General features: G+C 65.4%; 19 protein-coding genes. 16 read left to right on the top strand and 3 right to left on the bottom strand.

The genetic code is table 11. From position 1 onward, the window contains the following. The first annotated feature begins 44 nt into the window (after positions 1-44). From AB7531_RS40285 to AB7531_RS40245, 9 genes are all read left to right on the top strand, one after another. Positions 45-929 (top strand): dihydrodipicolinate synthase family protein, encoded by an 885-nt coding sequence (locus AB7531_RS40285; RefSeq protein WP_063985917.1) that lies wholly within the window; start codon positions 45-47, stop codon positions 927-929. Between the two features lie 202 nt (positions 930-1,131). Further along, complete coding sequence (locus tag AB7531_RS40280) at positions 1,132-3,465, top strand: TonB-dependent siderophore receptor (protein ID WP_063979783.1); 2,334 nt, start codon at positions 1,132-1,134, stop codon at positions 3,463-3,465. A gap of 2 nt (positions 3,466-3,467) precedes the next feature. Next, positions 3,468-4,496 (top strand): extracellular solute-binding protein, encoded by a 1,029-nt coding sequence (locus AB7531_RS40275; protein WP_063979782.1) that lies wholly within the window; start codon positions 3,468-3,470, stop codon positions 4,494-4,496. Next, positions 4,489-5,682: a PepSY-associated TM helix domain-containing protein gene (locus tag AB7531_RS40270; protein WP_063979781.1), complete on the top strand. Its 1,194-nt coding sequence runs from the start codon at positions 4,489-4,491 to the stop codon at positions 5,680-5,682. The genes AB7531_RS40275 and AB7531_RS40270 overlap by 8 nt, the downstream gene beginning before the upstream one ends. A gap of 73 nt (positions 5,683-5,755) precedes the next feature. Further along, a complete protein-coding gene (locus tag AB7531_RS40265) occupies positions 5,756-6,988 on the top strand; it encodes a rhodanese-like domain-containing protein (protein WP_063979780.1) in 1,233 nt (410 codons plus the stop codon). 120 nt (positions 6,989-7,108) lie between these two features. Further along, entirely contained in the window at positions 7,109-8,353 is a 1,245-nt protein-coding gene (gene serA, locus AB7531_RS40260) for a phosphoglycerate dehydrogenase (protein ID WP_063985916.1), read from the top strand. A gap of 109 nt (positions 8,354-8,462) precedes the next feature. Further along, the gene (locus AB7531_RS40255; RefSeq protein WP_063979779.1) at positions 8,463-9,482 is read left to right on the top strand and encodes a patatin-like phospholipase family protein; all 1,020 of its coding nucleotides are present in this window, start codon (positions 8,463-8,465) and stop codon (positions 9,480-9,482) included. A 3-nt stretch (positions 9,483-9,485) separates the two neighbouring features. Further along, complete coding sequence (locus AB7531_RS40250; RefSeq protein WP_063979778.1) at positions 9,486-10,940, top strand: GntP family permease; 1,455 nt, start codon at positions 9,486-9,488, stop codon at positions 10,938-10,940. Positions 10,941-11,036: 96 nt separating this feature from the next. Continuing rightward, a complete protein-coding gene (locus AB7531_RS40245) occupies positions 11,037-12,698 on the top strand; it encodes a tannase/feruloyl esterase family alpha/beta hydrolase (protein WP_085400028.1) in 1,662 nt (553 codons plus the stop codon). A gap of 154 nt (positions 12,699-12,852) precedes the next feature. Here AB7531_RS40245 and AB7531_RS40240 read toward each other — a convergent pair whose 3' ends face one another. Then, positions 12,853-14,466: an MDR family MFS transporter gene (locus AB7531_RS40240; RefSeq protein WP_063979777.1), complete on the bottom strand. Its 1,614-nt coding sequence runs from the start codon at positions 14,464-14,466 to the stop codon at positions 12,853-12,855. Further along, entirely contained in the window at positions 14,414-15,673 is a 1,260-nt protein-coding gene (locus AB7531_RS40235) for an HlyD family secretion protein (protein WP_063979776.1), read from the bottom strand. Before AB7531_RS40235 ends, AB7531_RS40240 begins: the two co-directional genes overlap by 53 nt. A 91-nt stretch (positions 15,674-15,764) precedes the next feature. On the opposite strand from AB7531_RS40235, the gene AB7531_RS40230 reads away from it, so the two are divergent. From AB7531_RS40230 to AB7531_RS40200, 7 genes are all read left to right on the top strand, one after another. Next, positions 15,765-16,418, top strand: coding sequence for a TetR/AcrR family transcriptional regulator (locus tag AB7531_RS40230; RefSeq protein WP_441280266.1), 654 nt, complete (start codon positions 15,765-15,767; stop codon positions 16,416-16,418). 45 nt (positions 16,419-16,463) lie between these two features. Then, positions 16,464-16,913: a MarR family winged helix-turn-helix transcriptional regulator gene (locus tag AB7531_RS40225; protein ID WP_063979774.1), complete on the top strand. Its 450-nt coding sequence runs from the start codon at positions 16,464-16,466 to the stop codon at positions 16,911-16,913. Between the two features lie 11 nt (positions 16,914-16,924). After that, on the top strand, positions 16,925-17,695 hold the full coding sequence (locus AB7531_RS40220; protein WP_063979773.1) for an enoyl-CoA hydratase: 771 nt from the start codon (positions 16,925-16,927) through the stop codon (positions 17,693-17,695). Positions 17,696-17,816: 121 nt separating this feature from the next. Then, on the top strand, positions 17,817-19,898 hold the full coding sequence (locus AB7531_RS40215; protein WP_063985908.1) for a methyl-accepting chemotaxis protein: 2,082 nt from the start codon (positions 17,817-17,819) through the stop codon (positions 19,896-19,898). Between the two features lie 117 nt (positions 19,899-20,015). Continuing rightward, complete coding sequence (locus AB7531_RS40210) at positions 20,016-20,954, top strand: dihydrodipicolinate synthase family protein (RefSeq protein ID WP_028148940.1); 939 nt, start codon at positions 20,016-20,018, stop codon at positions 20,952-20,954. A 292-nt stretch (positions 20,955-21,246) separates the two neighbouring features. Continuing rightward, positions 21,247-22,647, top strand: a complete 1,401-nt coding sequence (locus AB7531_RS40205; protein ID WP_028159106.1) for a selenium-binding protein SBP56-related protein — start codon at positions 21,247-21,249, stop codon at positions 22,645-22,647. An 83-nt stretch (positions 22,648-22,730) separates the two neighbouring features. After that, positions 22,731-23,339 carry a hypothetical protein gene (locus AB7531_RS40200; RefSeq protein WP_085965313.1) on the top strand — a complete coding sequence of 203 codons (609 nt, stop codon included), beginning with the start codon at positions 22,731-22,733 and terminating at the stop codon, positions 23,337-23,339. Positions 23,340-23,342: 3 nt separating this feature from the next. Here AB7531_RS40200 and AB7531_RS40195 read toward each other — a convergent pair whose 3' ends face one another. Then, positions 23,343-24,041 (bottom strand): DUF1045 domain-containing protein, encoded by a 699-nt coding sequence (locus AB7531_RS40195; protein ID WP_063979771.1) that lies wholly within the window; start codon positions 24,039-24,041, stop codon positions 23,343-23,345. Positions 24,042-24,051: the final 10 nt, after the last annotated feature.

The raw sequence follows: 24,051 nt of genomic DNA, 5'->3' as shown, positions 1-24,051 counted from the left end.
GAGATCAGGGGCTTAGTCCGGGACCGCAGCTAATGGGTGGTGAGATGACGGAGGCAATTCGCGGGTTCTGGGTGGCGTCGGCGACGCCGCTGGCGACTGATGGCAGCGTGGACTCCGCCAAGCTCGCCGCTCACGCCAGGCAGCTCTTCGGCAAGGGCGTCGACGGCGTTGTGCTGTTCGGTACCACCGGCGAGGGCACCTCCTTCAATGTCACCGAGCGTGTCGCGACCATCGAGGCCGTGCTCAAGGCCGGCGTCGCGCCCGAGCGTATCGGCATCGGCGGCGGCTTTCCCGCCATCACCGACAGCATCGCGCTGACGCGCACCGTGCTCGGCCTCGGCCTGCGCCACCTGCTGTATCTGCCGCCCTATTTCGACCGTGGTGTCACGCCCGAAGGCATCGAGGATGCTTTTGCTGCGATCATCGACGGCGTCGCCGACGATCGCCTGCGCGCCTCGCTCTATCACATCCCGCAGGTCTCCGGCGTTGCGATCCCGACCGGTGTCGCTGCGAACTTGCGCAAGCGTTACGGCAAGGTGGTTGCGGGCCTGAAGGACTCCAGCGGCGACTTCAAGCAGTTCCAGGCATTCCGTGCTGCCGCGCCGGATCTCGCCATCACCGTCGGCAACGAAGCCGACATCACCCGCGCGATCGTCGCCGGCGGCGCCGGCACCATCTGCGGCATGGCCAACGTCGTGCCCGAGCTGGTCAAGGGCATGGTTGACGGCAAGGACGTCGAGGCGCGCATGCAAGCCGCGACCGATGTCGTGCTGAACACGCCGTCGTTCCTCGCGACGCTGAAGGCAATCCTCGCCGCACAGACGGGCGACGCCGGCTGGCTGCGCGTACGCCCGCCGTTCCGTGCTTCGTCCGATGGTGCGGCGCTCAAGCGAAAGATTGACGAGCTGATTGCTCCTGCCATCGCGTGAGATGCGAAACTTTCGTGACACGTTGCCGCGGATTCGCGTGCAGCGTGTTGCGATCCCTGCGACGTCAATCGGTGATTGCCGTTCGGTGCGCCGATGCGCTTAGAACGATTCAACACTAGAGCGATTCAAGCTCGCCTACGGTTCTCTTCGATCCCGCCGACTGTTACAGGCGCACACTTCAATGTTCTTGACTTGAAGTGGAATGAAAGTGCGTGCCCTCGTGGATGGCCAACGCGTCAGCGGCCATCGTCATCATGCCGGCAAGAGCCGTGCAGGTCTTCTCCTCGGCGCAGCGGTGCTGCTCGTCGAATCCCCCTCGAACACGACGACCGCGCAGGCGCAGTCAGCGCTGCCGCCGGTGACAGTGGAAGCGCCGGTGCAGCGACCGAAGCCGGCCCGCGCATCTGAATCGCCCCAGCGCCGGACGCAAGCCGCCGCGCGCCAGCGCAGCCGGAATGCCGCCACACCAGCAGCACCGACAATATCGGAACGTGCTGCAGCCGCGGCCGCCGCGCAGCAAGCTGCCAAGCTCGGTTACCGCGCGATGCCGAGTTCGACCACACTGCGCAGCGGCGCCTCGCCCCTCGATACCTCGCAGGCGGTCAACATCGTGCCTGAACAGGTGTTGAAGGACCAGCTCCCGCGGAACATCGACGATGCGCTCATCAATGTCTCCGGCATCACTCAGACCAACACGCTCGCCGGCAGCCAGGACGCGGTGATCCGCCGCGGCTTCGGCGACAACCGCGACGGTTCGATCATGCGCAACGGCATGCCGCTGGTGCAGGGCCGCAGCTTCAATCCCGCGGTCGAAAGCGTCGAGGTGCTGAAGGGGCCGGCCTCGCTGCTCTACGGCATCATGGATCCCGGCGGCATCGTCAACACGATCAGCAAACGCCCGGAGCTCTATCAGCACGGTTCGGTCACGCTGCTCGGCTCGGCATTCAGTGCCTCGAAAACCGGCGCTGACGGCCTGCTCGACGTTACCGGTCCGATCGGCGATCAGGGCCTTGCCTATCGCTTCATCGGCTACGGCGTCAGCGAAGATTACTGGCGGAATTTCGGCCGTCACCGCGAAATGCTGGTCGCACCGTCGCTGGCCTGGTACGGCCAGGACACGACGGTCCAGCTCAATTACGAGCACCGTGAATTCATCTATCCGTTCGATCGTGGCACGGCGTTCAATCCGGTGACCAAGGCACCGCTCGCAGTGCCGTCCACGCGCCGGCTCGATGAGCCCTTCAACAACACCTGGGGCACCTCGGACTTGATGCAAGCCTCGATCGAGCATCGCTTCAACCAGGACTGGAAGCTTTACGCCGGCTACAGCTACAACACCGAAACCTTCAGCGCCAACCAGCTCCGCATCTCCACCCTCAACTTCACGACGGGCGTCGAGACGCGCAGCAACGACGGCACGCAGGGCTCGCTCAGTAATGCCAGCTATGGAACGTCGTACATTTCCGGCGGCTTCTGGCTCGGCAATATGCGCAACGAGGTGGTATTCGGCGGCGACGGCCAGTATCGCACCATCTATCGCGACAATCTGATACGGCAGGCGACTCCCGCCATCAACGTCTACAATCCAGTCTACGGGCTGGTCGGACCGGGCACGACGGTGTCGAACAGCGATAGCGCACAGACAGACAAGCTCGGCCAATGGTCGCTGTTCTTCCAGGACACCCTGCATCTCACCGAACGGTTCGCGCTGGTCGGCGGCGTCCGTTACATGGACTACGACCAGATCGCCGGGCGCGGGAAACCGTTCGTCACCAATACCAACGTGTCGCAAGACAAGGTGCTTCCCCTCGGCGGCGCCATCTTCAAGCTGACCGACGAGATCTCGCTGTATGCGAGCTACACCGAATCGCTGAAGCCCAACTCGACCATCGCGCCGATCGGCATCGTGATCGATTCCAACGTCGCGCCCGAAGAAGGCGTGTCATATGAGACCGGCGTGAAGTTCGATCTGAACAAGCGTATCTCCGGTACGCTGGCGCTCTACGATCTCGACAAGAAGAACGTGCAGACGACGAAGACGAACAGCGCTGGCGTGGTGGAACTCCATACCGTCGGCCGCGCCCGCTCCCGGGGCGTCGAGCTGGACGTGACCGGCAGGCTTACCGACAGCTGGGCCTTGATCGGCAGCTATGGCTATACCGACGCGCGGGTGACGGCATCCGAAGATCGGTCGCTCTACGGCATGAAGCTGCAGAACGTCGCGCTGAACACGGCCTCGCTCTATCTGGTCTATGATTTCGGTACAGCTTTGCCGGGCCAGCTCCGCCTCGGCGGCGGCGCGCGCTATGTCGGCGACCGTCCCGGTGATGCGATCAACAGCTTCTTCTTGCCGTCCTATGTGGTCGCCGATATTTTCGCGACCTATGAGACGAACTACCAGAACACGCCGGTGATCTATCAGCTCAACGTCAAGAACCTGTTCGACACCGTCTATTATCCCTCCGCCGTCAACAATCTGAACGTCGCGATCGGCGATGCGCGCCGCGTTTCGCTGTCGGCAACGGTGAAGTTCTAGCGATGGCGGTGCGGCACAAAGCCATCGCGGTCCTGATCGCGGCGGCGTCTGCCTGCCTTGCTGCCACAGGTGCGAGCCGCGCCGAGGAGATCACGCTCTATTCGACCAGGGAGGTTGCCCTGGTCGAGCCTGTCGTTGCGGCCTTCACGGAAGCCAGCGGCGTCAAGGTGAAAATCGTCTTCGTCGAGGACAGTCTCGTCAAGCGCTTGGTATCGGAAGGTGACGCGTCGTCTGCCGACCTATTGATGACGATCGGGCTGGACAAGACGACCCAGCTCTCCACCCGCGGTCTGACGCAAGCCTTCACGCCGTCGCGTCTCGACCAGGTGGTCCCTCCAAATCTCCGTGGTAACGGCGCGCAATGGCTTGCGCTTTCCGTCCGCCCGCGCGTTGCCTTTGTGCGCAAGGACAGCGCGCTTGCTTCGATCGACTATGAAGACCTCTCCGATCCCAGATGGCGCGGCAAGCTCTGCATGCGCTCGCCGCTGCATCAGAACAATGTCGCGCTGGTTGCGGCCTATCTCGTCCATCACGGCGAGGCCGCGACGGAGGCCTGGCTCGCCGGGCTGAAGGCCAATCTCGCGCACAAGCCTGATGGCAAGGACAACGACGTGATCCGCGAGATCGCGCAAGGCGCGTGCAAGATCGGCATCGGCAACACCGTGGCATTGGCGCAATTGCGCGACGGACGCGAAGGGGCCGACTGGCGTGCCTGGGCGATGGAGGTCAAGGCGGTGCCATCGACCTTCAAGGGCGGCGGCACGCATGTGAACCTCACCGGCGCGGCCATCGCGAAACAGGCGCCACATCCGGCGTTGGCGCGACAATTCCTCGAATTCCTTGTCACGCCGGCAGCGCAGCGGATCTTTGCCGCTGCCGAGTTGGAATACCCCGTGCTTGCAGCAGCGGAGCGTGCACCGATCGTTGCCGAAATGGGCACGTTCATCGCCGATGCAATTTCGATCGACCAGATCGCCGCACGTCAGCAGGCCGCGATCTCGCTTATCAAGAAGGTTGGCTTCGATGAGTAGGGTGGGGCATCACATCAAGGCCGCTCTGCACCAGATTCACTCGATCGCGGGCCTCGTGCTTGCGCTGCTGCTGGCCTTGATCGCGCTGACCGGCGCGATCATGAGCTTTGAGGACGAGATCGGCGATCATCTGAATAGCGGTATCATGCAGGTCGCGCCGCGCCAGGCGCCGGCGCTGATGCCGGACGAACTGGTGGCCCGGCTGAAGGCGGGGCAGGACCTCGGCAAGGTCTCGGCCGTCACGCTGTCGAGCGATCCGGCCGCGGCGGTGCGTGTCCGCTTCGCGCGTGACGAGCAGGGCGCGCGGCCGACATCGCTCTATGTCGATCCCTACGACGCGCGCGTGCTGGGTGCGCCGCGTGGCGAGGAGTTCTTCGCGACCGTGCGCAGGCTGCATCGATGGCTGTTGATCCCCGGCGATGCCAAGGGGTGGGGACGCCAGATCACCGGCATCGCCGCGCTCGGCCTGATCGTCATGCTCATCTCGGGCCTCGTGCTGCGCTGGCCGCGCCGCGCCGGCAGCGTGAAGATGTGGCTGAAACCCAATCTCGGACTCAGCGGGCGCGGCCTGCACCGCTCGCTGCATGCCGTCATCGGCACCTGGGTACTGCCGGTCTATCTGGTGATGACGCTGACCGGGCTGTGGTACTCGTTCGACTGGTACAAGGACGGGGTGGTCTGGCTGCTGTCGCGTCCAGAGGTCGCTGCTGCGAAGATGCAGCCGAAGATGTCCGCAAAGGTGCCGCGTCCGTCCGCCCGGCCCGAGCCGGCCCAGCCGATCGGATTCGATCAGGCATGGACGACGCTCCAGCATGAGGAGGGGAAACATTTCTCCAGAGCGTTGCTGACGCTGCCCGCCGGACCCGGCACGGTCATCCGGATCCGGTCGTGGCCGAAGGATTCGACGCTCGATACCACGCGCGACGAATTCCGCGTGGATGCGGTCACGGGGCAGGTGATTTCGGCGGAGCGCTATGCCGACAAGACGCTCGGCCAGAAGATCATCGCGAACGTGCTCGACATCCATCGCGGCGCGTTCCTGGGCTGGCCGGGCAAGCTCGCCTTCATGATTGCAGCAGCGTTGATGCCGCTGTTCTCGGTCACCGGCATTTTGCTCTATCTGTCGCGCCGCAGGCTGCGGCGTCCCGCGCAGCCGCCGCTCGGGCGGCTGGTTCCGGGCGAGTGAACGGCCGCGAAGGCTAGCCAAGCGCGCGACAATCGTTCAAAAGCCCTTGGCCGTACTTGCCAGGGTTCACGCCATGAAGCTCTTCACCGTTACCCCCGCCGATATCCGCCGCGCGCTGCTGCTCCGCGAGGAGATCGCGCTGCTCGATCTCAGGTACGAGGCCGGCTTCGCCACCGGGCATCCGCTGTTTGCCGCCAACATGGCCGCGGACCGGATCGCGATCGAGGCCGAGCTGCGGTTGCCGCGCAAGGACGTCGCGATCGTGCTCTACGATGATGGCGAGGGACTTGTTGCAACCGGCGCCGAGCGGCTTGCCGCGCTCGGCTACACCAATGTCAGCGCGCTCGACGGCGGGCTGAAGGCCTGGCGCGATGCGGGCTATCAGGTGTTCGAGGACGTCAATTCCTATTCCAAGGCATTCGGCGAGCTGGTCGAGGCCCGCCGCCACACGCCGTCGTTCAGTGCCGACGAAGTGGCAAAGCTGATCGCGGACAAGGCCGACATCGCCATCCTCGATGTTCGCCGCTTCGACGAATATGCGACCATGAACATTCCGGGCTCGGTCAGCGTGCCCGGCGCTGAGCTGGTGCTGCGCGCAGGACAGGCCGCGCCCGACCCTGAGACCACCATCATCGTGAATTGCGCCGGGCGCACGCGCTCGATCATCGGCACCCAGTCGCTGATCAACGCCGGCGTGCCCAACAAGGTGCGGGCGTTGCGCAACGGCACGATCGGCTGGACGCTGGCGCGGCACACGCTCGATCATGGCGCGGACCGGCGTGGCGCGATCGGGCCATTCGAGGGGGGCCCGGCCAATGCGCGCGACGTCGCCTATCGCGCCGGTGTTCGCCATATCGGCGCGAGCGAGGCGAAGGCGCTCGCAGCTCAGACCGATCGCACGCTCTATCGTTTCGACGTGCGCGACGCAGAGGAGTATGCGGCCGGCCATCTCCCCGGCTTCCGCCATTATCCCGGTGGCCAGCTCGTCCAGGAAACCGACATGGCCGCGCCCGTGCGCGGCGCGCGCATCCTCCTGACCGACGACAAGGGCGTGCGTGCCGACATGACGGCATCCTGGCTCGCGCAGATGGGCTGGGAGGTCTACGTCCTCGAAGGCGGTTACGAGGGTGAGCTCGAGGTCGGCCCGCCGCGCGTGCTGCCGAAGCCCGATCCGGCGCACCGCTACCGCCGGCCCTATGAGGGCACTGACGTCGCCGAGCGCGCGATGCAGGCCTATCTCGACTGGGAATATGGCTTGGTCGAGCAGCTGCGTCTCGACGGCACGCATGGGTTTTACGTCATTTGACCGGGCGGCCACCGTAAACACTTACCGCCCCGCCATCTTCTCCCCATATCCAAACCCTATTGTGCTGCATCTCCCCCGCGGTCTATGAGCTGCGGCAAAGCTGTGACCTACGGAGATTCCATGCCAGCCCCAGGCCAAAGCCCCGAGCGGAACGCGAAGGCGCTGTTGCTCGAAGGCGTCAATGACAGCGCTGTCGACCTGTTCCGGAGCGCGGGCTTCACCAATGTCGAGCGGTTGACCAAGGCGCTGGACGGCGAAGACCTGCGGCGCGCGCTGAAGGGCGTGTCGCTGCTCGGCATCCGCTCGCGCACCCAGATCACCGATGAGGTGCTCGCGGCCGCGGACGGGCTTCTCGCGGTTGGCTGCTTCAGCGTCGGCACCAACCAGGTCGATCTCCTGGCGGCCCGCAAGCGCGGCATTCCCGTGTTCAACGCGCCGTTTTCCAACACGCGCAGCGTCGCCGAGCTCGTGATCGGCGAGATCGTGATGCTGCTGCGGCGCATCTTCCCGCGCTCGGTGTCGGCCCATGAGGGCGGCTGGGACAAGTCGGCGACCGGCAGCCGCGAGGTGCGCGGCCGCACGCTCGGAATCATCGGCTACGGCAATATCGGCTCGCAGCTCTCGACGCTGGCCGAAGCGATCGGCATGCGCGTGATCTATTTCGACCGCACCGACAAGCTCCGCCACGGCAACACCGAGCCGGTCGAGAAGCTGGAAGAGCTGCTGGCGCAGAGCGATGTCGTCAGCCTTCACGTGCCCGAGACGCCGGAGACCGCGGGCATGATCGGCGAGACGGAGGTGCGGGCGATGAAAGCAGGCTCGTTCCTGATCAACAACAGCCGCGGCACCGTGGTTGATCTCGATGCGCTCGCGGGCGCCCTGCGCGACGGCCATCTCGCCGGCGCAGCCATTGACGTGTTTCCGGTCGAGCCGTCCTCGAACTCGGATCGCTTCAAGAGCCCGGTGCAGGGCCTCGAGAACGTCATCCTCACCCCGCATATCGGCGGCTCGACCGAGGAAGCACAAGAGCGCATCGGCGGGGAAGTCGCGCGAAAACTGGTCGACTATTTCATCACGGGATCGACCATGGGCGCGGTGAATTTCCCGGAGGTGCAACTGCACTTGCGTCCCGCCGGTGCGCGCTTCAGCCATGTCCATCGCAACGTGCCGGGCATGCTGCGGCGGCTGAACGAGGTTTTCCTCCAGCGCGACATCAACATCGTCGCGCAATATCTGGAGACCGCCGGCGACCTCGGCTACGTCGTGCTCGACGCCGACCTCGGGGGCGAGGATTCAGGCGCGCTGCTTGCGCAGATCCGCGCGCTTGAGGGCACGGTCGGCGCACGGCTGGTATTCGAGCACTGAACCGCCCTACGTTCCGGTTGCATCTTGCGGTCACAGCTCCCACACTGCTGTCATCCTCGGCGTGCTACAATCACGTCGAATTTGAGCTTCAGTTGCGTGAGTGTCCGCCATGGAACGAGACGCCGTACTGATTGATCTCGCGCTTCAGGGCGGCGGTTCGCACGGCGCCTTCACTTGGGGTGTGCTCGACCGCCTCCTGGAAGAGAGATGGCTAGAGATCGCAGCGATCTCCGGAACCTCCGCAGGCGCGATGAACGCGGCCGTGCTGGCGGACGGCTGGACGGCCGGTGGCGCCGAGGGCGCGCGCGACGCGCTCGAAAAATACTGGCGCCGCGTTTCGAAGGCTGCCGCCTTTAGTCCGCTCCAGCGCTCGCCGCTCGATCGATTGATGGGGCGCTGGACGCTCGATACGTCGCCCTTCTACATTCTCACCGATTTGATGTCGCGCGTGCTGTCGCCCTACGATCTCAATCCGACCGGCTACAATCCGCTGCGCGCCGTGCTGGCCGAGAGTATCGATTTCGAGCGGCTCGCGAACTCGCCAATAAAGCTGTTCGTCACCGCGACGCGGGTGCGCACCGGCCGTGGACGGATCTTCCGCAATGCCGAGATCACGGCGGACGTGCTGCTGGCGTCGGCCTGCCTGCCGACCATGTTCCGCGCGATCGACATCGACGGCGAACCCTATTGGGACGGCGGCTTCGCCGGCAACCCCACGATCACGCCGCTTATTCGCGAAAGCGATGCGCACGACACGATCCTGGTGCAGATCAATCCGACCGAAACGCTCGAAGAGCCGCGGACGGCTGCGGAGATTCTCAATCGATTGAACGAGATTTCGTTCAATTCGCCCCTGATGAAGGAATTGCGCATGATCGCGCTGCTGCGCCAGGCGGCCGACCCCGGCAGCGGCGAGGGCGCGCGCTGGGCAAAGATGCGGACCCACCGCGTCAAGAGCGACATGCTGGCGAAGTTCGGCGCGTCATCCAAGCTCAACGCCGAATGGGAGTTCGTCTCGATGCTGCGCGCCGAGGGGCGCCTGGCCGCGGACGCGTTTCTCGCCGCGCACGGTGCCGACATCGGCCGGCAATCGACCGCCGATCTCGACGTCCTGCTGTCGGAGTGCTGAGGCATGGGTCTTCTCGGCCTCCTCGTCGGGCTCGCCCTGCTCGTCCTGTTCGCTTTTCGCGGCTGGAGCGTGCTTCTGCTGGCGCCGTTTGCAGCGCTCGTTGCCGCGTTGTTCGGCGGCGAGCCGCTGCTTGCGAACCTGACCCAGGTGTTCATGGTGCATGCGGCGGGATTTCTGGCGCAATTCTTCCCGATCTTCCTGCTTGGCGCGGTCTTCGGCAAGCTGATGGACGATAGCGGTGCGGTCACGTCGGTCGCCGCCTTCATGGCGGAGCGCCTCGGCGAGCGTCGCGTGATCCTGGCGGTGGTGCTCGCCGGTGCCGCGGTGACCTATGGCGGCGTCAGCCTGTTCGTTGCGTTTTTCGTCATCGTTCCCATGGCCCGCTCGCTGTTTCGCGCGGCTTCGATCCCGCGTCGCCTGATCCCGGCTGCGATCGTGCTGGGAACGTCGACCTTCACCATGTCGGCCTTGCCGGGCACGCCGTCGATCCAGAATGCGATCCCGATGCCGTTCTTCGGCACGACGCCGTTCGCAGCGCCAGGTCTCGGTATCATCGCCTCCCTCATCATGCTCGTGACAGGATTGTGGTGGCTGCACCGCGCTGAAGCCGCAGCGCGCCGTACCGGAGAAGGCTATGGCGACGACATCGAGGGCGCGACCGAGCGCGCCGCCGCCGACGAGCTCGTGCGCGAGCGCGCCACGACCGCGCGCGAGTTCGATCCGGCGGAACTCCAGCACGGTCAGCGCAGCGAGCGGCCGTCGCCCGTGTGGAGTGCGATCGCGCCGCTGATCGTGGTCGTCATCGTGAATCTGGTGATGTCGCTCGTAGTGCTGCCGCGGCTCGATGTCAGCTATCTCGCCGAGCAGCGTTTTGGTGAAACCACGCTCGCGGCCGTCGCAGGCGTGTGGTCGGTCGCGGTCGCGCTGACTGCGGCCATCGTCACGACCATCGTGCTGAACCGGGCTCGCCTGCCGGCGCTTCGCCGCACCATGGACGCCGGAGCCAATGCATCCGTCCTGCCTGCGTTCAGCGTCGCGAGCCTCGTCGGGTTCGGCGCGGTCGTCGCCTCGCTGCCGGCGTTTACGATCGTGCGCGACTGGGTGCTGGCGATCGAAGGCGGACCGCTGGTCTCGCTAGCGGTCGCGACCAACATCCTGGCCGCTCTGACCGGGTCGGCGTCAGGCGGCCTGACCATTGCCCTCGACGCGCTCGGCCAGACTTATGTCGAGCTCGCCGCGCGCACCGGCATAGCCCCTGCGCTGATGCACCGCGTGGCGGTGATCGGCTCGGGGACGCTCGACATCCTGCCGCACAATGGCGCGGTGGTCAGCCTGCTCGCGATCTGCGGCCTGACGCATCGCGATAGCTATTTCGACATCGTCATGGTCGGCATCGTGACCTCGCTGCTGGCGCTGGTGGCTGTGATCGCCCTGGGCAGCGCGCTGGGATCGTTCTGAAGGAAGGCCAGCGCAAGCGATTGACGGAAGGGCGAAGGTTGCATTGAATGCGGCCAACCGTCGGATACAAAAATAGGGAAAGCCAGGGTGGAAACGATGACGCGAAAGAACGCGAAGCGGTGTGCATTGCTCGTGGGTGCGGCGGTCGCGCTGAGTGCGAATGCCGTGTCGGCGGCGACGCTGGCGGAGGATGCGGAGATGGTCTGCAAAAGCCTCGCTGGCGGCGCCGATGCCGTGAAGATCGTTTCCGCGACATTGCTGGCGCCGTCGCAACTGGCTGTCGCCGAGCGCGGGCCGACGCCGTCTGGGCGCATCACGCCGGCCAATCCCGGTTTCTGCAAGGTGCTGGGTCACATCGACCCAACCGATCCCAAGGCGCCGCCGATTAAATTCCAGGTCAACCTTCCCGTCGAATGGAACGGGCGCTCCGTTCAGTATGGCGGTGGGGGCTTTAACGGCGTGCTGATCACCGGCCTTGGGCTGCCGCCGGCCTATCCGTTCGACAAGCCGTCGCCGCTGGCGCGCGGCTTCGTCACCTACGGCACCGATTCCGGCCATGAGTCCAAGCCAGGCGAGCCGCCGCAACTGTTCGCGCTGAATGACGAAGCCTTCGAGAATTTCGCCCACCGTGCCTACAAGAAGGTGCGCGACGCCGCGGTTGGGCTGATGGAGCGCACATACGGCAAGAAGCCGGAAAAAATGTACTTCATGGGCTCGTCCGAGGGCGGCCGCGAAGGCCTCACCATGGCGCAGCGTTACCCTGATGATTTCGATGGCATCTTCGCCCGCGTGCCCGTGATCAACTGGGTCGGCCTGCAGCATGCCGGCACGCGCTCGGGGCTCGCGACCATGGGCGAGGGCTGGATCAATCCGGCGCAGGTCAAGCTCGTGGCCGATTCCGTGCGGCAGGCTTGCGACAAGGCCGACGGCTCCGATAATGCGCTGGTGCAGGACCCCGTAGCCTGCAAGGCAGCGTTCAAGGTCGAGACGCTGCGTTGTGCGGCGGGCCAGAGCGGCGATCAGTGCCTCACCGATGCACAGATCAAGGCCGTGAACACGCTGCACGGGACCTACAAATTCCCGTTCGCGCTCGCCAACGGGCTCGACGATTATCCGGGCTGGGGCGTGTCGGGCGAGGATGCGGCGGCGATCGGACCGACCGGTGGCTGGGTGGCGTGGTGGCTTGGCACAGCGCCACCCGCGCAGCCGCCTGCCCCCAACAACGGCATCGCCTGGATCTACGGCGCCGGCGGCATTCAACATGTGTTCGCACGCGATCCCAAGCTCGACGTCACCACCTACAAGGTCGAGGAGCACAAGGCGCGGCTGCTAGAGGTCTCGAGCCTGATGGATTCGACCGATCCGGATCTCAGCCGTTTTCGCGGACGCGGCGGCCGGCTGATCATGCTCGAGCACATGGCCGACTACGCGCAGAGCCCCTATGCCGGCATCCGCTATTTCGAAAGCGTCGAGCGCAAGCTCGGCAAGGCCGAGACGGCGGAATTCGCGCGGCTCTACACCGCCCCCGGCGTCGACCATGTCGGCTCCGGCGCGCCGGCCAATGTCGACATGCTGAGCGCATTGGTCGACTGGGTCGAGAAGGGCAAGGCGCCCGGCGATCTCGAAGTTAGCGAGCAGAAGGTCGAGGCGCCGTCGTTTGCCGTGTTGCGCGCGATGCCGCTGTGCCGCTGGCCGTCCTGGCCGCGTTACAAGAGCGGCCCGGTCACGGAGGCGTCCAGCTTCACCTGCGCGCCGTGAGGCGGCTCTTCACCTCTCCCGCTTGCGGGGAGAGGTCGGATCGCTCTTGCGATCCGGGTGAGGGGGTACAGGTCCCTCGACGATCTCACGTGTGGAGAGAGGCCCCTCACCCCGACCTTCTCCCCGTAAGAACGGGGAGAGGGGGAAGAAGAGCCTAATGCACCGGCCCACCGGCCGCCTTCACGCGCCGCGTCAGCAGCACCGCGATCGCGGCGATCACCAGCACGATGCCGATCACGGCAAAGGCGTCGGAATAGCCCATCACCAGCGCCTGGCGCTTGACCGTCTTGCCGAGCGCGATGATGGCCTGCTCGCGCGCGGCGTGGGGGTCGGGCACGCCGTGGGCCATGAAGTAATCCGTCATCTGCGCGATGCGGGTGCGGACTTCCTCGCGGCCGAGCGTGACCGACTGGCCGATGATGTTGGAGTGGAACTGCTCGCGCTTGGTGATGATGGTCGCGAGCGTCGCCGTGCCGATCGCGCCGCCGAGATTGCGGAACATGTTGCTGATGCCGGAGGCCGCGGCCGCGTCCTGCGGCGCGATGCCGCCCGTCAGCACCGAGGTCAGCGGCGTCAGCACCATGGCCTGTCCCACGGCACGCACGATGTTCGGAATCCAGAGCTGGTCGCCGGCATAGTCCGGCGACATCGCCGTGTTCATGAAGCAGCTATAGGCGAAGATCAGAAGGCCGGTGATCGCGATATAGCGCGTGTCGAAGCGTTGCATCAGCTTCGGGATCAGCGGGATCAGCACGAGCTGCGGCAGGCCGGTCCAGGCCAGCACATTGCCGATCTGCTCGGCGTTGTAGCCCTGCGCCTGGCCGAGATAGGCGGGCAGGATATAGACCGAGCCGAACAGCGCGAAGCCGACCATCGTCATCGCAATGGTGCCGAAGCCGAAATTACGCTGCGTCAGGAGACGCAGCCGGATCAGCGGCTTCTCGATCGTGAGCTCGATCGTGACGAACAGCGTCAGGCTGACGGCCGCGATCACGGCGAGCTTGACGATGAAGGGCGAGGAGAACCAGTCGTCCTTGTTGCCTTCCTCGAGCACGGCCTGCAGTGCCGACAGCCCGATCGCCATGGTGAAGATGCCGGCCCAGTCGCCTTCCTTCAAGAGACCGAGCTGCATCTTCTGCTTCTCCAGCGTCAGATAGAGCGCCGCCACCATCACCGCGGTCGGGATCACGTTGACGAAGAAGATGGTACGCCAGCCGTAGTTCTCCGTGAGATAGCCGCCGATGGTCGGGCCGATCGCGGGTGCGAAGGTGACGGACAGCGCGAAGATCGCAAGACCCACCGGCTGCTGCGGCTTCGGCAGCTTGGTCAGCACCAGCGTGAACGCCATCGGGATCAGCACGCCGCCGGCAAAGCCCTGCAGGCCGCGCATCGCGATCATCGACGGCAAATCATGTGTGAAGGCGCAGGCGACCGAGAACGCCGCGAACAGCGTCGCGCTCGCCAGCATGTAGCGGCGGAACGAGAACACGCGGCTCAAATAGTCGGTCAACGGGATCACGATGATCTCGCCGATCAGATACGACGTCGAGATCCAGGAGCCGTTGTCGGCGCCGGTTCCGATGCCGCCCTCGATGTTGGCCAGCGAGGCGTTGGTGATCTGGATGTTCAGGATCGCCATGAACGAGCCGATCATGGCGGCGAGCACGGCGATCCAGATCGCGGCACTCGCGCGGTTCGGGTCGGCTATTGCCGGATCAGGCGTCGCGGCCGGTGTTGCTGGCGTCGAAAGTGAGAGGCTGTTTGACATAGCACGACCCTCCGGAAACGAGCTTCGCCTTTACGTTTGTCTTGGGCGTCACGGCCGCATTCGCGGTCGGCGCGGTCGAACGTGTTGCAATAGTCGGGATCACCGACATGCCCGGCCGTAGCGCGATCGCGGGACCGTGCGCGGCATCGAGCGCGATCTTGACGGGGATGCGCTGCACCACCTTGGTGAAATTGCCGGTGGCGTTGTCGGGCGGCAGCAGCGCGAACTCCTGGCCGCTCGCCGGCGCGATGGAATCGACGTGGCCGTGCACGACCTGGCCCGGGAAGGTGTCGACCTCGATATCGACGGCCTGGCCGGCCTGCACGTGGGTGAGCTGCGTCTCCTTGAAGTTGGCGACCACATAGGCGCCCTCGGCCGGCACGATGGCCATCAGCTGCGTGCCCGCCTGTACGAACTGGCCGACGCGCAAGGAGCGGTTGCCGACCACGCCGTCGATCGGCGAGACGATTGTGGTGTAGCCGAGATTGAGCTCGGCCTGACGCTGGAGTGCGGCCGCGCGTGCGGCGGCGGCCCTGGCTTGCAATATCTCGGCGTTGAGGAGATCGACCTGCTTCAAGGCGGAGGTGAGATTGGCGATATCGCGCTGGATCGCCGCGTCTGCGCCGGCGTCGCGCGCTTGCGCCTGCTGCGCGTTCTGCACGCTGCCGAAACCCGTTGCCGCGAGATCGGTGTAGCGCTTGTTCTCCTGCTTCGCGAAAACCTTCGCGGCATTGTCGACATCAATGGTCGCTCTTGCCGCCGCGATCACGGCCTCCTGGACCTCGAGCTGCGCTTGCTTGCTTGTCACCGTCGCATTCGCGGCGGCGACGTCGGCCTTGGCCTGGTCGAGCGCGACGCGGAAGTCGCGATCGTCGATCCTGGCGAGCACCTGGCCGGCCTTCACATGCTCGTTATCGCCGACCAGGACGCGGTCGAGGTAGCCGCTGACCTTCGGCGCGATCGTGGTGTTGTCAGCCTTCACATAAGCGTCATCGGTGGAGACGAGGTACTGCCCGACGGTCCAGTAGTCGTAGCCGTACCAGCTCGCGCCGGCCAGCGCGACGATCGCCGCACCCATCAGCAACAGCTTGCGGAGATTGATTTTTTGCCGGCGGACGCCGGTCGGTGCGGTGGGCAGCACGCCCTCCGGCACGGTTGCTGGAATAGCGGTTTGGGTCGCAGCAGATGGGGTCGTGTGGACGGACATGGCCGGCTCCCCTGAATTAGGAAACTTGACGATTTCCAAAATGAGACTAGCTTTGGAATTGTCAATGGAATGACAGGCGTCATTTAAAAGCATGGCTCAGGCAAAGCCATCAGGTGAATGCCGCCCCCGCGGGCGGCCGCAACTGCGCAGCGACGAGGAGACGAGGCAGATCGTCTTCGACGCCGGGCGCCACGCCTTCGCCGTCGACGGCTATGCCGCGACCAGCACCGAAGAGCTGGCACGCCGCGCCGGCATCTCGACCAAGACGCTCTATCGCCTGTTTCCGGGCAAGGCCGCGCTGTTCGAGGCGATGTGCGCGGACAGGCTCGAGCGGCTGCTCTCCGCCGTCGATCTGCAAGGAAGCGACGAGGTCGATATCGAGACGGGCCTGCGTGCCGCGCTGCTGGCCTGCGCCGATCTCGCGCTCGATCCTGAGGTCGTGGCGCTGCAGCGCATGGTGCTGCAGGAATCCGCCGCGTTCCCCGAGCTCGCCGCCAACTTCTACAGCAACGGCATTTCCCGCACCGTCAGTACGCTCGCGGGCTGGCTGCGTGTCCAGGTCAAGCGCAAGCGCATCGCCATCGATGATGCGGAGGAAGTTGCCGGCATGCTGATCGGCATGGTCGCATCGGCGCCGCAGCGCGCGGCGATCTATGGGGGCATGCCGCTGCCGTCACGCAAGCAGATCGAGCGCCGCGTGCAAACCTGCGCGGCGCTGTTCCTCGATGGCTGCCGCGCCGCGTAGCCGTCTCCCTTTGACAATCCGGTTCGGCTCGGCTATCTATTTCGCATGCGAAATAAAGAAGCCGCAGCGAGGCATCATCGGCTTATTTACCTCCTGAACGTCGCGCAACGCCGTTTGCAGCGCTGGATGGCGGCGCAGCCGCAGAACGAGGTCACGCCGGCGCAGGCGGGGCTGTTGTTCATCCTCGGCAAGCAGGACGGCGTGCTGATGGGCGAGGCAGGCGCGGCGCTCGACATGGGGCCGGCCGGCATCTCAGGCCTCGTCGATCGCAGTGCTGCGGCGAGGCTGGTCGAGCGGCGGGCCGATCGCGAGGATGGCCGGGCCTGGCGCGTATGGCTGACGCCGAAGGGGCGCACCGTGCTGACGCAGGCGAAGACTGACGCGGCGCAGATCAACGCCGCGTTGACGGACGGATTTACCAGCGCGGAGATCGACATCGTCGCGCGCTGGCTGACCAGCATTCAGGACAAGTTTCCAAGACCTTCAGACGACTAAAGGAGAGACCCATGACCGAGCACGTCCGGATCGAGAACAACAACGGAATTCTCACCCTCACGCTGGCGCGCCCCGACAAGAAGAACGCGCTGACGGATGCGATGTACGGCAAGCTCGCCGACACCATCGAATCCGCCGAGTTCGATCCGTCCGCCCGCGTGATCCTGATCCGCGGCGAGGGTGACATGTTCACCGCCGGCAACGATGTCGGCGAATTCGCCGCCGTGGCAGCCGGCAAGTCCGAAGGCAGCCGTAACGTCGTGCGCTTCATCCAGTCGCTGGCGCGCTGCACCCGGCCGCTCGTCGCGGCCGTGCAGGGCCGCGCCGTCGGCGTCGGCACCACGATGCTGCTGCATTGCGACCTCGTCGTGCTCGCCGACAACGCGCAATTGTCGACGCCCTTCGTCAGCCTCGCGCTGGTGCCGGAGGCCGCCTCCAGCCTGCTGATGCCGGCACGCATCGGCTACGCCCGCGCCTACGAGATGTTCGCGCTGGGCGAGACCGTACCGGCGAGGTCGGCGTTGGAATGGGGCCTTGCCAACCGTGTGGTGCCGCTCGACAAGCTCGATGCCGAGGCGCTCGCGCTGGCGCAGCGGCTCGCTCGCCAGCCGGCCGGCGCGCTTACTGCGACCAAGAAGTTGATGCGCAACGGCGAGGCGCTGGTCGCACAGATGCAGGCCGAAGGCGAGCAATTCGCGCAGCGTTTGCGCACGGCGGAAGCACGCGAGGCCTTCACCGCCTTCGCCGAGCGCCGGCCGCCGGATTTCACCAAGGTTGCCTGATTTCGCTAGTCTTAAAGCGCTTACAGACCGGGCACTTCCGGCAATTTGACTAAAACCTTAACCGATCCTTGGCATGTCGCGATGCAGGGTGGCCGGCAGTACAATGCAGGCCCCCTGACTCATGGCAATGTTTAAGAAATCGGTAAGCTCGCTTCTCCTGACCTTGATGGCTCTGCTGGCCGCCGGTGCGCTGGCCTCTACCGCGATCCAGATGTTCGGAGCGTTCGGTCGCTACAGCGACAGTCTCGAGACGGCGCGGCTCGCCGCTGCCGACAAGGCGATCTTCCATGGCGTGCTCGCGTTGCGCAACAATCGTGGCGATGCCCAGAGCGCCATCCTTGGCGAGGACGATCCCAAGGCAAAACTCGCCGAAGCCGAGAAGGCCGAGCAGGGCGGCTATGAAGGGATCAGCGCTGCACTCCCGACCGTCGATTTCGCACGCCGCGACGAGCTCGCCGGCACGCTGAAGCAGCGCTGGAACGAAGCCGCGCCGCAATTCCAGCTGTTCTACGACGAGGCCAGGCTTCCGCGCGCCGAGCGCAAGATGGAGCGAACCAATTCCTGGTACGATGCCGTCACCAAGGTCATCGACACTGCGAACCTCGCCTCCACCGCGGTGTCGAACCGCGCCTGGATGAACGATCCCTACATCGCCCGCATGATCCAGGTCCGCCGCTTCGCCTGGCAGGTGCGCGACCGCTATGGGGTCCATTGTTCGTCGCTTCGCTCGAACATCAACAGCAGCAAGCCGCTCGACGACGTTCAGAAGCGGTCGGTGGCGCAATGGGACGGCACGATCGCCTCCGGCTGGGCGGGCATGGCCGAGTTGCTGGCCGCGCCCGACGTGACGGCGGAGCTGGTGACGGCAGCGTCGGACGCGAAGACCAAGACCGATGGCGTCCTGAAGCAGATCGGCGATCTCACCAAGAATCTCGACGGCAGCGGCAAGCCCGCGATGCCCGCTTCGGAGTGGAATACGCTCTGCCAGTCGCCGTTCCCGCTCATTGTCGGGGTCGCGACCAAAGCGCTGGATCAGTCGATCGCGCGTGCCGAGGCCGTGCAGACCAAGGCGCTCACCAACCTCATCGTGCAGTCGCTCGCGTTTCTGCTCGCGCTCGCCGTGACCCTCGCCGGCGTCTACGTGGTGCGCAATCGCCTGATGCGCCCGGTCCGCGCCATCCTCGACGCCATCGCGCGAATCGGCGCCCGTGATTATGCGACGCCCGTGCCGCGATCCCGATATCCCGACGAGTTCGGCACCATGGCTGCCGCGCTCGAGAGCCTGCGCGAGAGCGCGGCGACCGCCGAGCGGCTGGGCCAGGAACGCGAATCGCAGCAGGCGTTGCAACTCGCCCGCTCCGGCACCGTGGACGACGCATGCCGCAGCTTCGACGACACCGTGCAGGCGGTGATCCACAGTGTCGCGGCGTCGGCGAGGGAGCTCGATGCCACCGCGACCGATGTGCGCACGCTGGTATCAGAGTCGACCAGCCAGACCGCGGCAGTCTCTTCCGCAGCCGAGCAGGCCACCAACAATCTCGAGACCATCGCGGCCGCGACCGAGGAACTCTCCGCATCCGTCGGCGAGATCTCCGCACAGGTGCAGTTGAGCGCCCGCGAGGCGCGCGAGGCGGTGTCGCAGGCCGAGCGGACCAACGCGACGGTCGAGATCCTCGATCAGACCGCGAGCCGGATCGGCGAGGTCGTGAAGATGATCAACGCCATCGCCGGCCAGACCAATCTCCTGGCGCTGAACGCGACCATCGAAGCGGCGCGTGCGGGCGAGGCCGGCCGCGGCTTTGCCGTGGTCGCCGGCGAGGTCAAGAGCCTCGCCGCGCAGACCGCAACCGCAACCGAAGAAATCTCGCGCCAGGTCGAGGAGATCCAGGGCGCGACGGGCCAGGCCGTGACCGCCATCCGTTCGATCGGGGGCGCCATCAGCGGCATCGACGAGAAGATGACGGCGATCGCAGCCGCCGTCGAGGAGCAGCGCGCGGCCACCACCGAGATCTCGCGCAACTTCCAGCAGGCCGCCCAGGGCACCCGCGAGGTCACCGACACCATCGGCAGCGTCGCGAGACTCAACCAGGAAACCGGCAACGCCGGCACGGTGCTGTCCGAATCCGTGAAGAAGATGTCGGGCGATGCCGATCGTCTTCGCGTCGCGGTCGAGGGCTTTTTGGGGGCCGTGAAGACCGCATAACCTCGATCGTCATCCGTCTGGGCGTCGCGCGAACGGCATTGCCGCCGCTTCACGCGGCGGGTACATCTGTGGCGCTGCGGGAGTGCCGCAACAGACGTATCAAGGATGGAGAGTTCGATGCCGGCCACCCCACACAACGCCCAGCGCCCCTATCGCGGCGTGTTCCCGGTCGCGCCCACCATCTTCGACGAGCGCGGCGAGCTCGACCTCGAGGGCCAGCGCCGCTGCATCGATTTCATGATCGATGCGGGCTCGAATGGTCTCTGTATCCTCGCCAATTTCTCCGAGCAGTTCGTGCTCACCGATGCCGAGCGCGAAACCGTGATGCATGCGGTGCTGGAGCATGTCGCGGGCCGGGTTCCCGTGATCGTCACCACCACGCATTTCAGCTCGGCCGTCTGCGCGGCGCGCAGCCAGCAGGCGGAGGCGGCGGGGGCCGCGATGGTGATGGTGATGCCGCCCTATCACGGCGCGACCTTCCGCGTGCCCGAGAAGGGCATCGTCGAGTTCTTCAAGGTGCTGTCCGGCGCGATCAACATTCCAATCATGATCCAGGACGCGCCTGTTGCCGGAACGCCGCTGTCGGTTGAGCTGCTCGCGCGGCTGGCGCGCGACTTCGCCAACATCCGCTATTTCAAGATCGAGGTGCCGGGCGCGGCGGCAAAGCTCCGCAGCCTGATCGAGGCGGGCGGCAAGGATATCGAGGGACCGTGGGACGGCGAGGAAGCCATCACGCTGCTCGCCGATCTCGACGCCGGCGCCACCGGCGCGATGACGGGCGGCGGCTATCCCGACGGCATCCGCCAGATCATCGATCCCTATTTCGCCGGCAAGCGCGAAGAGGCAAAGGCCGCCTATGAGCGCTGGCTGCCGCTGATCAACTACGAAAACCGCCAATGCGGCCTGATCGCCTGCAAGGCCATGATGCAGGCCGGCGGCGTGATCAAATCGGACGCCGTGCGGCATCCGCTCCAGCCGCTGCACCCGGCAACGCGGGCAGGGCTGCTGGAACTCGCGAAGGAGCGGGATGCGCTGGCGTTGCGGTGGGGGAAGTAGCGCCGCACCCACTCGGTTGTCGCTAGCTCTCTCGGCAGTCCCCGCCTTCGCGGGGGCGACGCCGAGTGTGAGGTGCGCGCTGGCCTGATCCCGCCGGCTTCCGTCTGGCTGAGGGCGTCGAATTAGCGCGGTTCGGGCGGTTTTCCGCACGCCGGCGATGACATATTGTACGCTCCTTGCACGCTCGCCAACCAGGTCCGCGGAGCTTCTCAAGACGTCGCTGAGCAGCTCTTCATTATGCCGCTATTCCGAGCCAGGTTGGAGCGAGCCGACGAAACAGGGAGGCAGTGCCATGACGATGAGGCCGGATCCCACCTTTCACGCATCGCCTAAGCTGGCGATGGAAGCACCTGCAGAGAACTTTGCCTACACGCTGCTGCTCAGTCCGGATTTCTCAAAACCGGATGCTCTCGCGGTCATCGACGTCAAGCCGGGATCGCCGACCTACAGCCAAATCGTCCACACGGTGACGATGCCCAACAAGGGCGATGAGTTTCATCACTTCGGCTGGAATGCCTGTTCCTCCGCCTTGTCTCCGCTCGCCGGACACGCCTTCATCGAGCGGCGCTATCTCATCATCCCCGGGATACGCTCGTCGCGGATCTACATCATCGATACCAAGCCCGATCCGACCAAAGCCAAAATCCACAAGATCATCGAGCCCGAGGAAATCTTCAAGAAGACCGGCTACTCGCGGCCGCATACCATCCATTGCGGGCCGGACGGCGTCTATGTGAGCACGCTGGGCGGCGGCGGCAAGGACGGCACCAACGGGCCTCCAGGCGTTTTCATCATGGATTGCGAGACGTTCGAGGTCCTTGGACGGTGGGAGATCGACCGCGGTCCGCAGACACTGCATTATGATTTCTGGTGGAACCTGCCGCGCGACTACATGGTGACGAGCGAATGGGCGTTGCCGCCGCAGTTCGAGAACGGGATCGTCGCGGAAGATCTGCTGGCGAACAAATATGGCCATCGTCTCCACTTCTGGGATCTCCGCGCCCGTCGCAACGTGCAGACCATCGACCTCGGCGCCAATCATCAGATGGCGCTGGAGGTGCGGCCCGCGCACGATCCGGTTCGCGAATACGGCTTCGTTGGCGTTGTGGTCGACACCACCAACCTCGAAGCGTCGATCTGGACCTGGTGGCGCGAAGGCGGAAAATTCCATGCGGAGAAGACGGCGACGATCCCGCCCGAGCCCGCGCCAAAGGAGAAGCTCCCGCCGCTGCTGCAGGGATTTGGCGCCGTGCCACCGCTGGTGACCGACATCGACCTGTCGATGGATGACCGGTTTCTCTATGTCTCGTGCTGGGGCACTGGTGAGATGCGCCAGTACGATGTGAGTGATCCGCGAAAGCCGAAGCTCGCGGGCTCGGTTCACATCGGCGGCATCGCGCGCCGCACGCCCCATCCGAACGGCAAGGCATTTGCGGCCGGTCCGCAGATGGTCGAGATCAGCCGCGACGGCAAGCGCGTGTACTGGACCAATTCGCTGTATTCCACCTGGGATGATCAATTCTATCCCGATGGGGTTCCGGGCGTCGAAGTCATGGCCAATGTCGGCCGCGACGGCGGCCTCGAGCTCGCCAAGGACTATTTCGTGAGCTTCCCCGACGGATATCGTGCGCACCAGATCAGGCTGGAGGGCGGCGATTGTTCGACGGACTCCTTTTGCTACCCGTCGGCCTAGGCTGGCAGCACGGGAGTTGGCCGCTCGGCTGGCTGTGGCTCGCTCTTGTTGCGAGCGGTCTCTATCACGGCGTCAATCCGGGAATGGGATGGCCGCTCGCCGTTTCGGCTGGGCTCATGGACAAGAGCCCGCGCGCGCTGTTCCGCGCGTTGTGGGCTCTGGCGGCCGGACATCTCCTGGCAACACTTCTCGTGCTGCTGCCATTCGCGTTCCTGCTCGTGCTGGCCGAGTGGCAGCGTTCGATCCAGCTCGGCGCGAGTCTTCTCGTCATCGGCTTCGGCGTCTATCGGCTGATCGAGCGACGCCATCCGCGCACGCTGGCACGAATTCCGCCAACGCAATTGGCGCTCTGGTCATTCGCCGTTGCCATTGCCCACGGCGCGGCCTTGATGCTCGTGCCGATCTATCTCGGGCTCTGCCAGGCCTTCGAGCTCGATGCCGGCCATGAGGCGGCGGGCGCGCTGATGAAGGCAAGTCTTCTGAAGACAAGTCTCGGGATGGCGGTGCTGGTGTCCCTGGTGCACGTTGTCGCCATGGTCAGTGCCGGCGGATGTCTGGCGTGGCTGGTCTACCGCTATCTGGGATTGAGGTTCGTCGCGCGAAGCTGGTTCAATCTGGATGCAATCTGGGCGACCAGCCTCATTCTGGTTGGCGCCGTGGCGCTTGCCTTCAATCTCGCGAGCTGGCGCTGAGGCCTACTTCGCCAACGCCCACTCGCCGACAAAGCGGAAGCGCGCCCTGGCATCATCCTGCTTGAACAGCGCGATCCGGTCGATCACCAGCGTCTCGAGGCCGAGCGTCGCAAACCTCGCGCGCAGCATCTCCAGGATCGGCCCGCGCCGTTCTGCATCCAGGCGTCCCGTCAGCGTCATGTGGAAGCGGAATTCTTCCATCACGTAAGGGTAACCCCAGCGGTCGAGATAGTCGCGCTGCCGCTCAGTGAGCTTGTCGGGCTTGCGCCGCGCGCGGTCTTCCGCCGTCATGGGCGCGCGGAAGTCGTCGAATTCGCGGACGCAATCGGCGGCAAGTTGCTGGAGCGCGCCCACCGGCTCGGTCGGAATCACCGCAATGAAGCCGCTGATGGAGTCGACGACCGGACGGATTGACGGCATCGGCCGCGCCTTGCCGGCAAAGGCCGCGCAGGCTGCGACGAGCTCGGCTTCAGTCCTGCCTGGCGCCAGCGACATCGGCGCCTTCAGCGTGCCGTGGAAACCGTATTTGCGGGGATCGGCCGTGACGTCGCGCCAATCCGGCGCAACACGCGATGCGTCGGCAGGGAACGGCATCTCCTCACCGGTGTAGACATCATAGCCGAGCAGCTTGGCGCCGAAGCGGGAGAGGGCGCTGTCGGCGCCGGCTGCGAAGTAGATCGCGTAGCGGGGAAAATCTGTCATTGCCCGAGCA

This window comes from Bradyrhizobium sp. 63_E2_N1_3 (genome assembly GCF_052076005.1).
Classification (GTDB): domain Bacteria; phylum Pseudomonadota; class Alphaproteobacteria; order Rhizobiales; family Xanthobacteraceae; genus Bradyrhizobium; species Bradyrhizobium barranii.
Note: the sequence above shows the minus strand (reverse complement) of the source record. Positions and strands in the feature narration are given on the sequence as shown.

What these genes read in the sequence shown, in the direction of transcription:
- AB7531_RS40285 (WP_063985917.1), top strand. Translation starts at nt 45, where the DNA reads ATGACGGAGGCAATTCGCGGGTTCTGGGTGGCGTCGGCGACGCCGCTG.
- AB7531_RS40280 (WP_063979783.1), top strand. Translation starts at nt 1,132, where the DNA reads ATGAAAGTGCGTGCCCTCGTGGATGGCCAACGCGTCAGCGGCCATCGT.
- AB7531_RS40275 (WP_063979782.1), top strand. Translation starts at nt 3,468, where the DNA reads ATGGCGGTGCGGCACAAAGCCATCGCGGTCCTGATCGCGGCGGCGTCT.
- AB7531_RS40270 (WP_063979781.1), top strand. Translation starts at nt 4,489, where the DNA reads ATGAGTAGGGTGGGGCATCACATCAAGGCCGCTCTGCACCAGATTCAC.
- AB7531_RS40265 (WP_063979780.1), top strand. Translation starts at nt 5,756, where the DNA reads ATGAAGCTCTTCACCGTTACCCCCGCCGATATCCGCCGCGCGCTGCTG.
- serA (WP_063985916.1), top strand. Translation starts at nt 7,109, where the DNA reads ATGCCAGCCCCAGGCCAAAGCCCCGAGCGGAACGCGAAGGCGCTGTTG.
- AB7531_RS40255 (WP_063979779.1), top strand. Translation starts at nt 8,463, where the DNA reads ATGGAACGAGACGCCGTACTGATTGATCTCGCGCTTCAGGGCGGCGGT.
- AB7531_RS40250 (WP_063979778.1), top strand. Translation starts at nt 9,486, where the DNA reads ATGGGTCTTCTCGGCCTCCTCGTCGGGCTCGCCCTGCTCGTCCTGTTC.
- AB7531_RS40245 (WP_085400028.1), top strand. Translation starts at nt 11,037, where the DNA reads ATGACGCGAAAGAACGCGAAGCGGTGTGCATTGCTCGTGGGTGCGGCG.
- AB7531_RS40240 (WP_063979777.1), bottom strand. Translation starts at nt 14,466, where the DNA reads ATGTCAAACAGCCTCTCACTTTCGACGCCAGCAACACCGGCCGCGACG.
- AB7531_RS40235 (WP_063979776.1), bottom strand. Translation starts at nt 15,673, where the DNA reads ATGTCCGTCCACACGACCCCATCTGCTGCGACCCAAACCGCTATTCCA.
- AB7531_RS40230 (WP_441280266.1), top strand. Translation starts at nt 15,765, where the DNA reads ATGGCTCAGGCAAAGCCATCAGGTGAATGCCGCCCCCGCGGGCGGCCG.
- AB7531_RS40225 (WP_063979774.1), top strand. Translation starts at nt 16,464, where the DNA reads ATGCGAAATAAAGAAGCCGCAGCGAGGCATCATCGGCTTATTTACCTC.
- AB7531_RS40220 (WP_063979773.1), top strand. Translation starts at nt 16,925, where the DNA reads ATGACCGAGCACGTCCGGATCGAGAACAACAACGGAATTCTCACCCTC.
- AB7531_RS40215 (WP_063985908.1), top strand. Translation starts at nt 17,817, where the DNA reads ATGGCAATGTTTAAGAAATCGGTAAGCTCGCTTCTCCTGACCTTGATG.
- AB7531_RS40210 (WP_028148940.1), top strand. Translation starts at nt 20,016, where the DNA reads ATGCCGGCCACCCCACACAACGCCCAGCGCCCCTATCGCGGCGTGTTC.
- AB7531_RS40205 (WP_028159106.1), top strand. Translation starts at nt 21,247, where the DNA reads ATGACGATGAGGCCGGATCCCACCTTTCACGCATCGCCTAAGCTGGCG.
- AB7531_RS40200 (WP_085965313.1), top strand. Translation starts at nt 22,731, where the DNA reads ATGGGATGGCCGCTCGCCGTTTCGGCTGGGCTCATGGACAAGAGCCCG.
- AB7531_RS40195 (WP_063979771.1), bottom strand. Translation starts at nt 24,041, where the DNA reads ATGACAGATTTTCCCCGCTACGCGATCTACTTCGCAGCCGGCGCCGAC.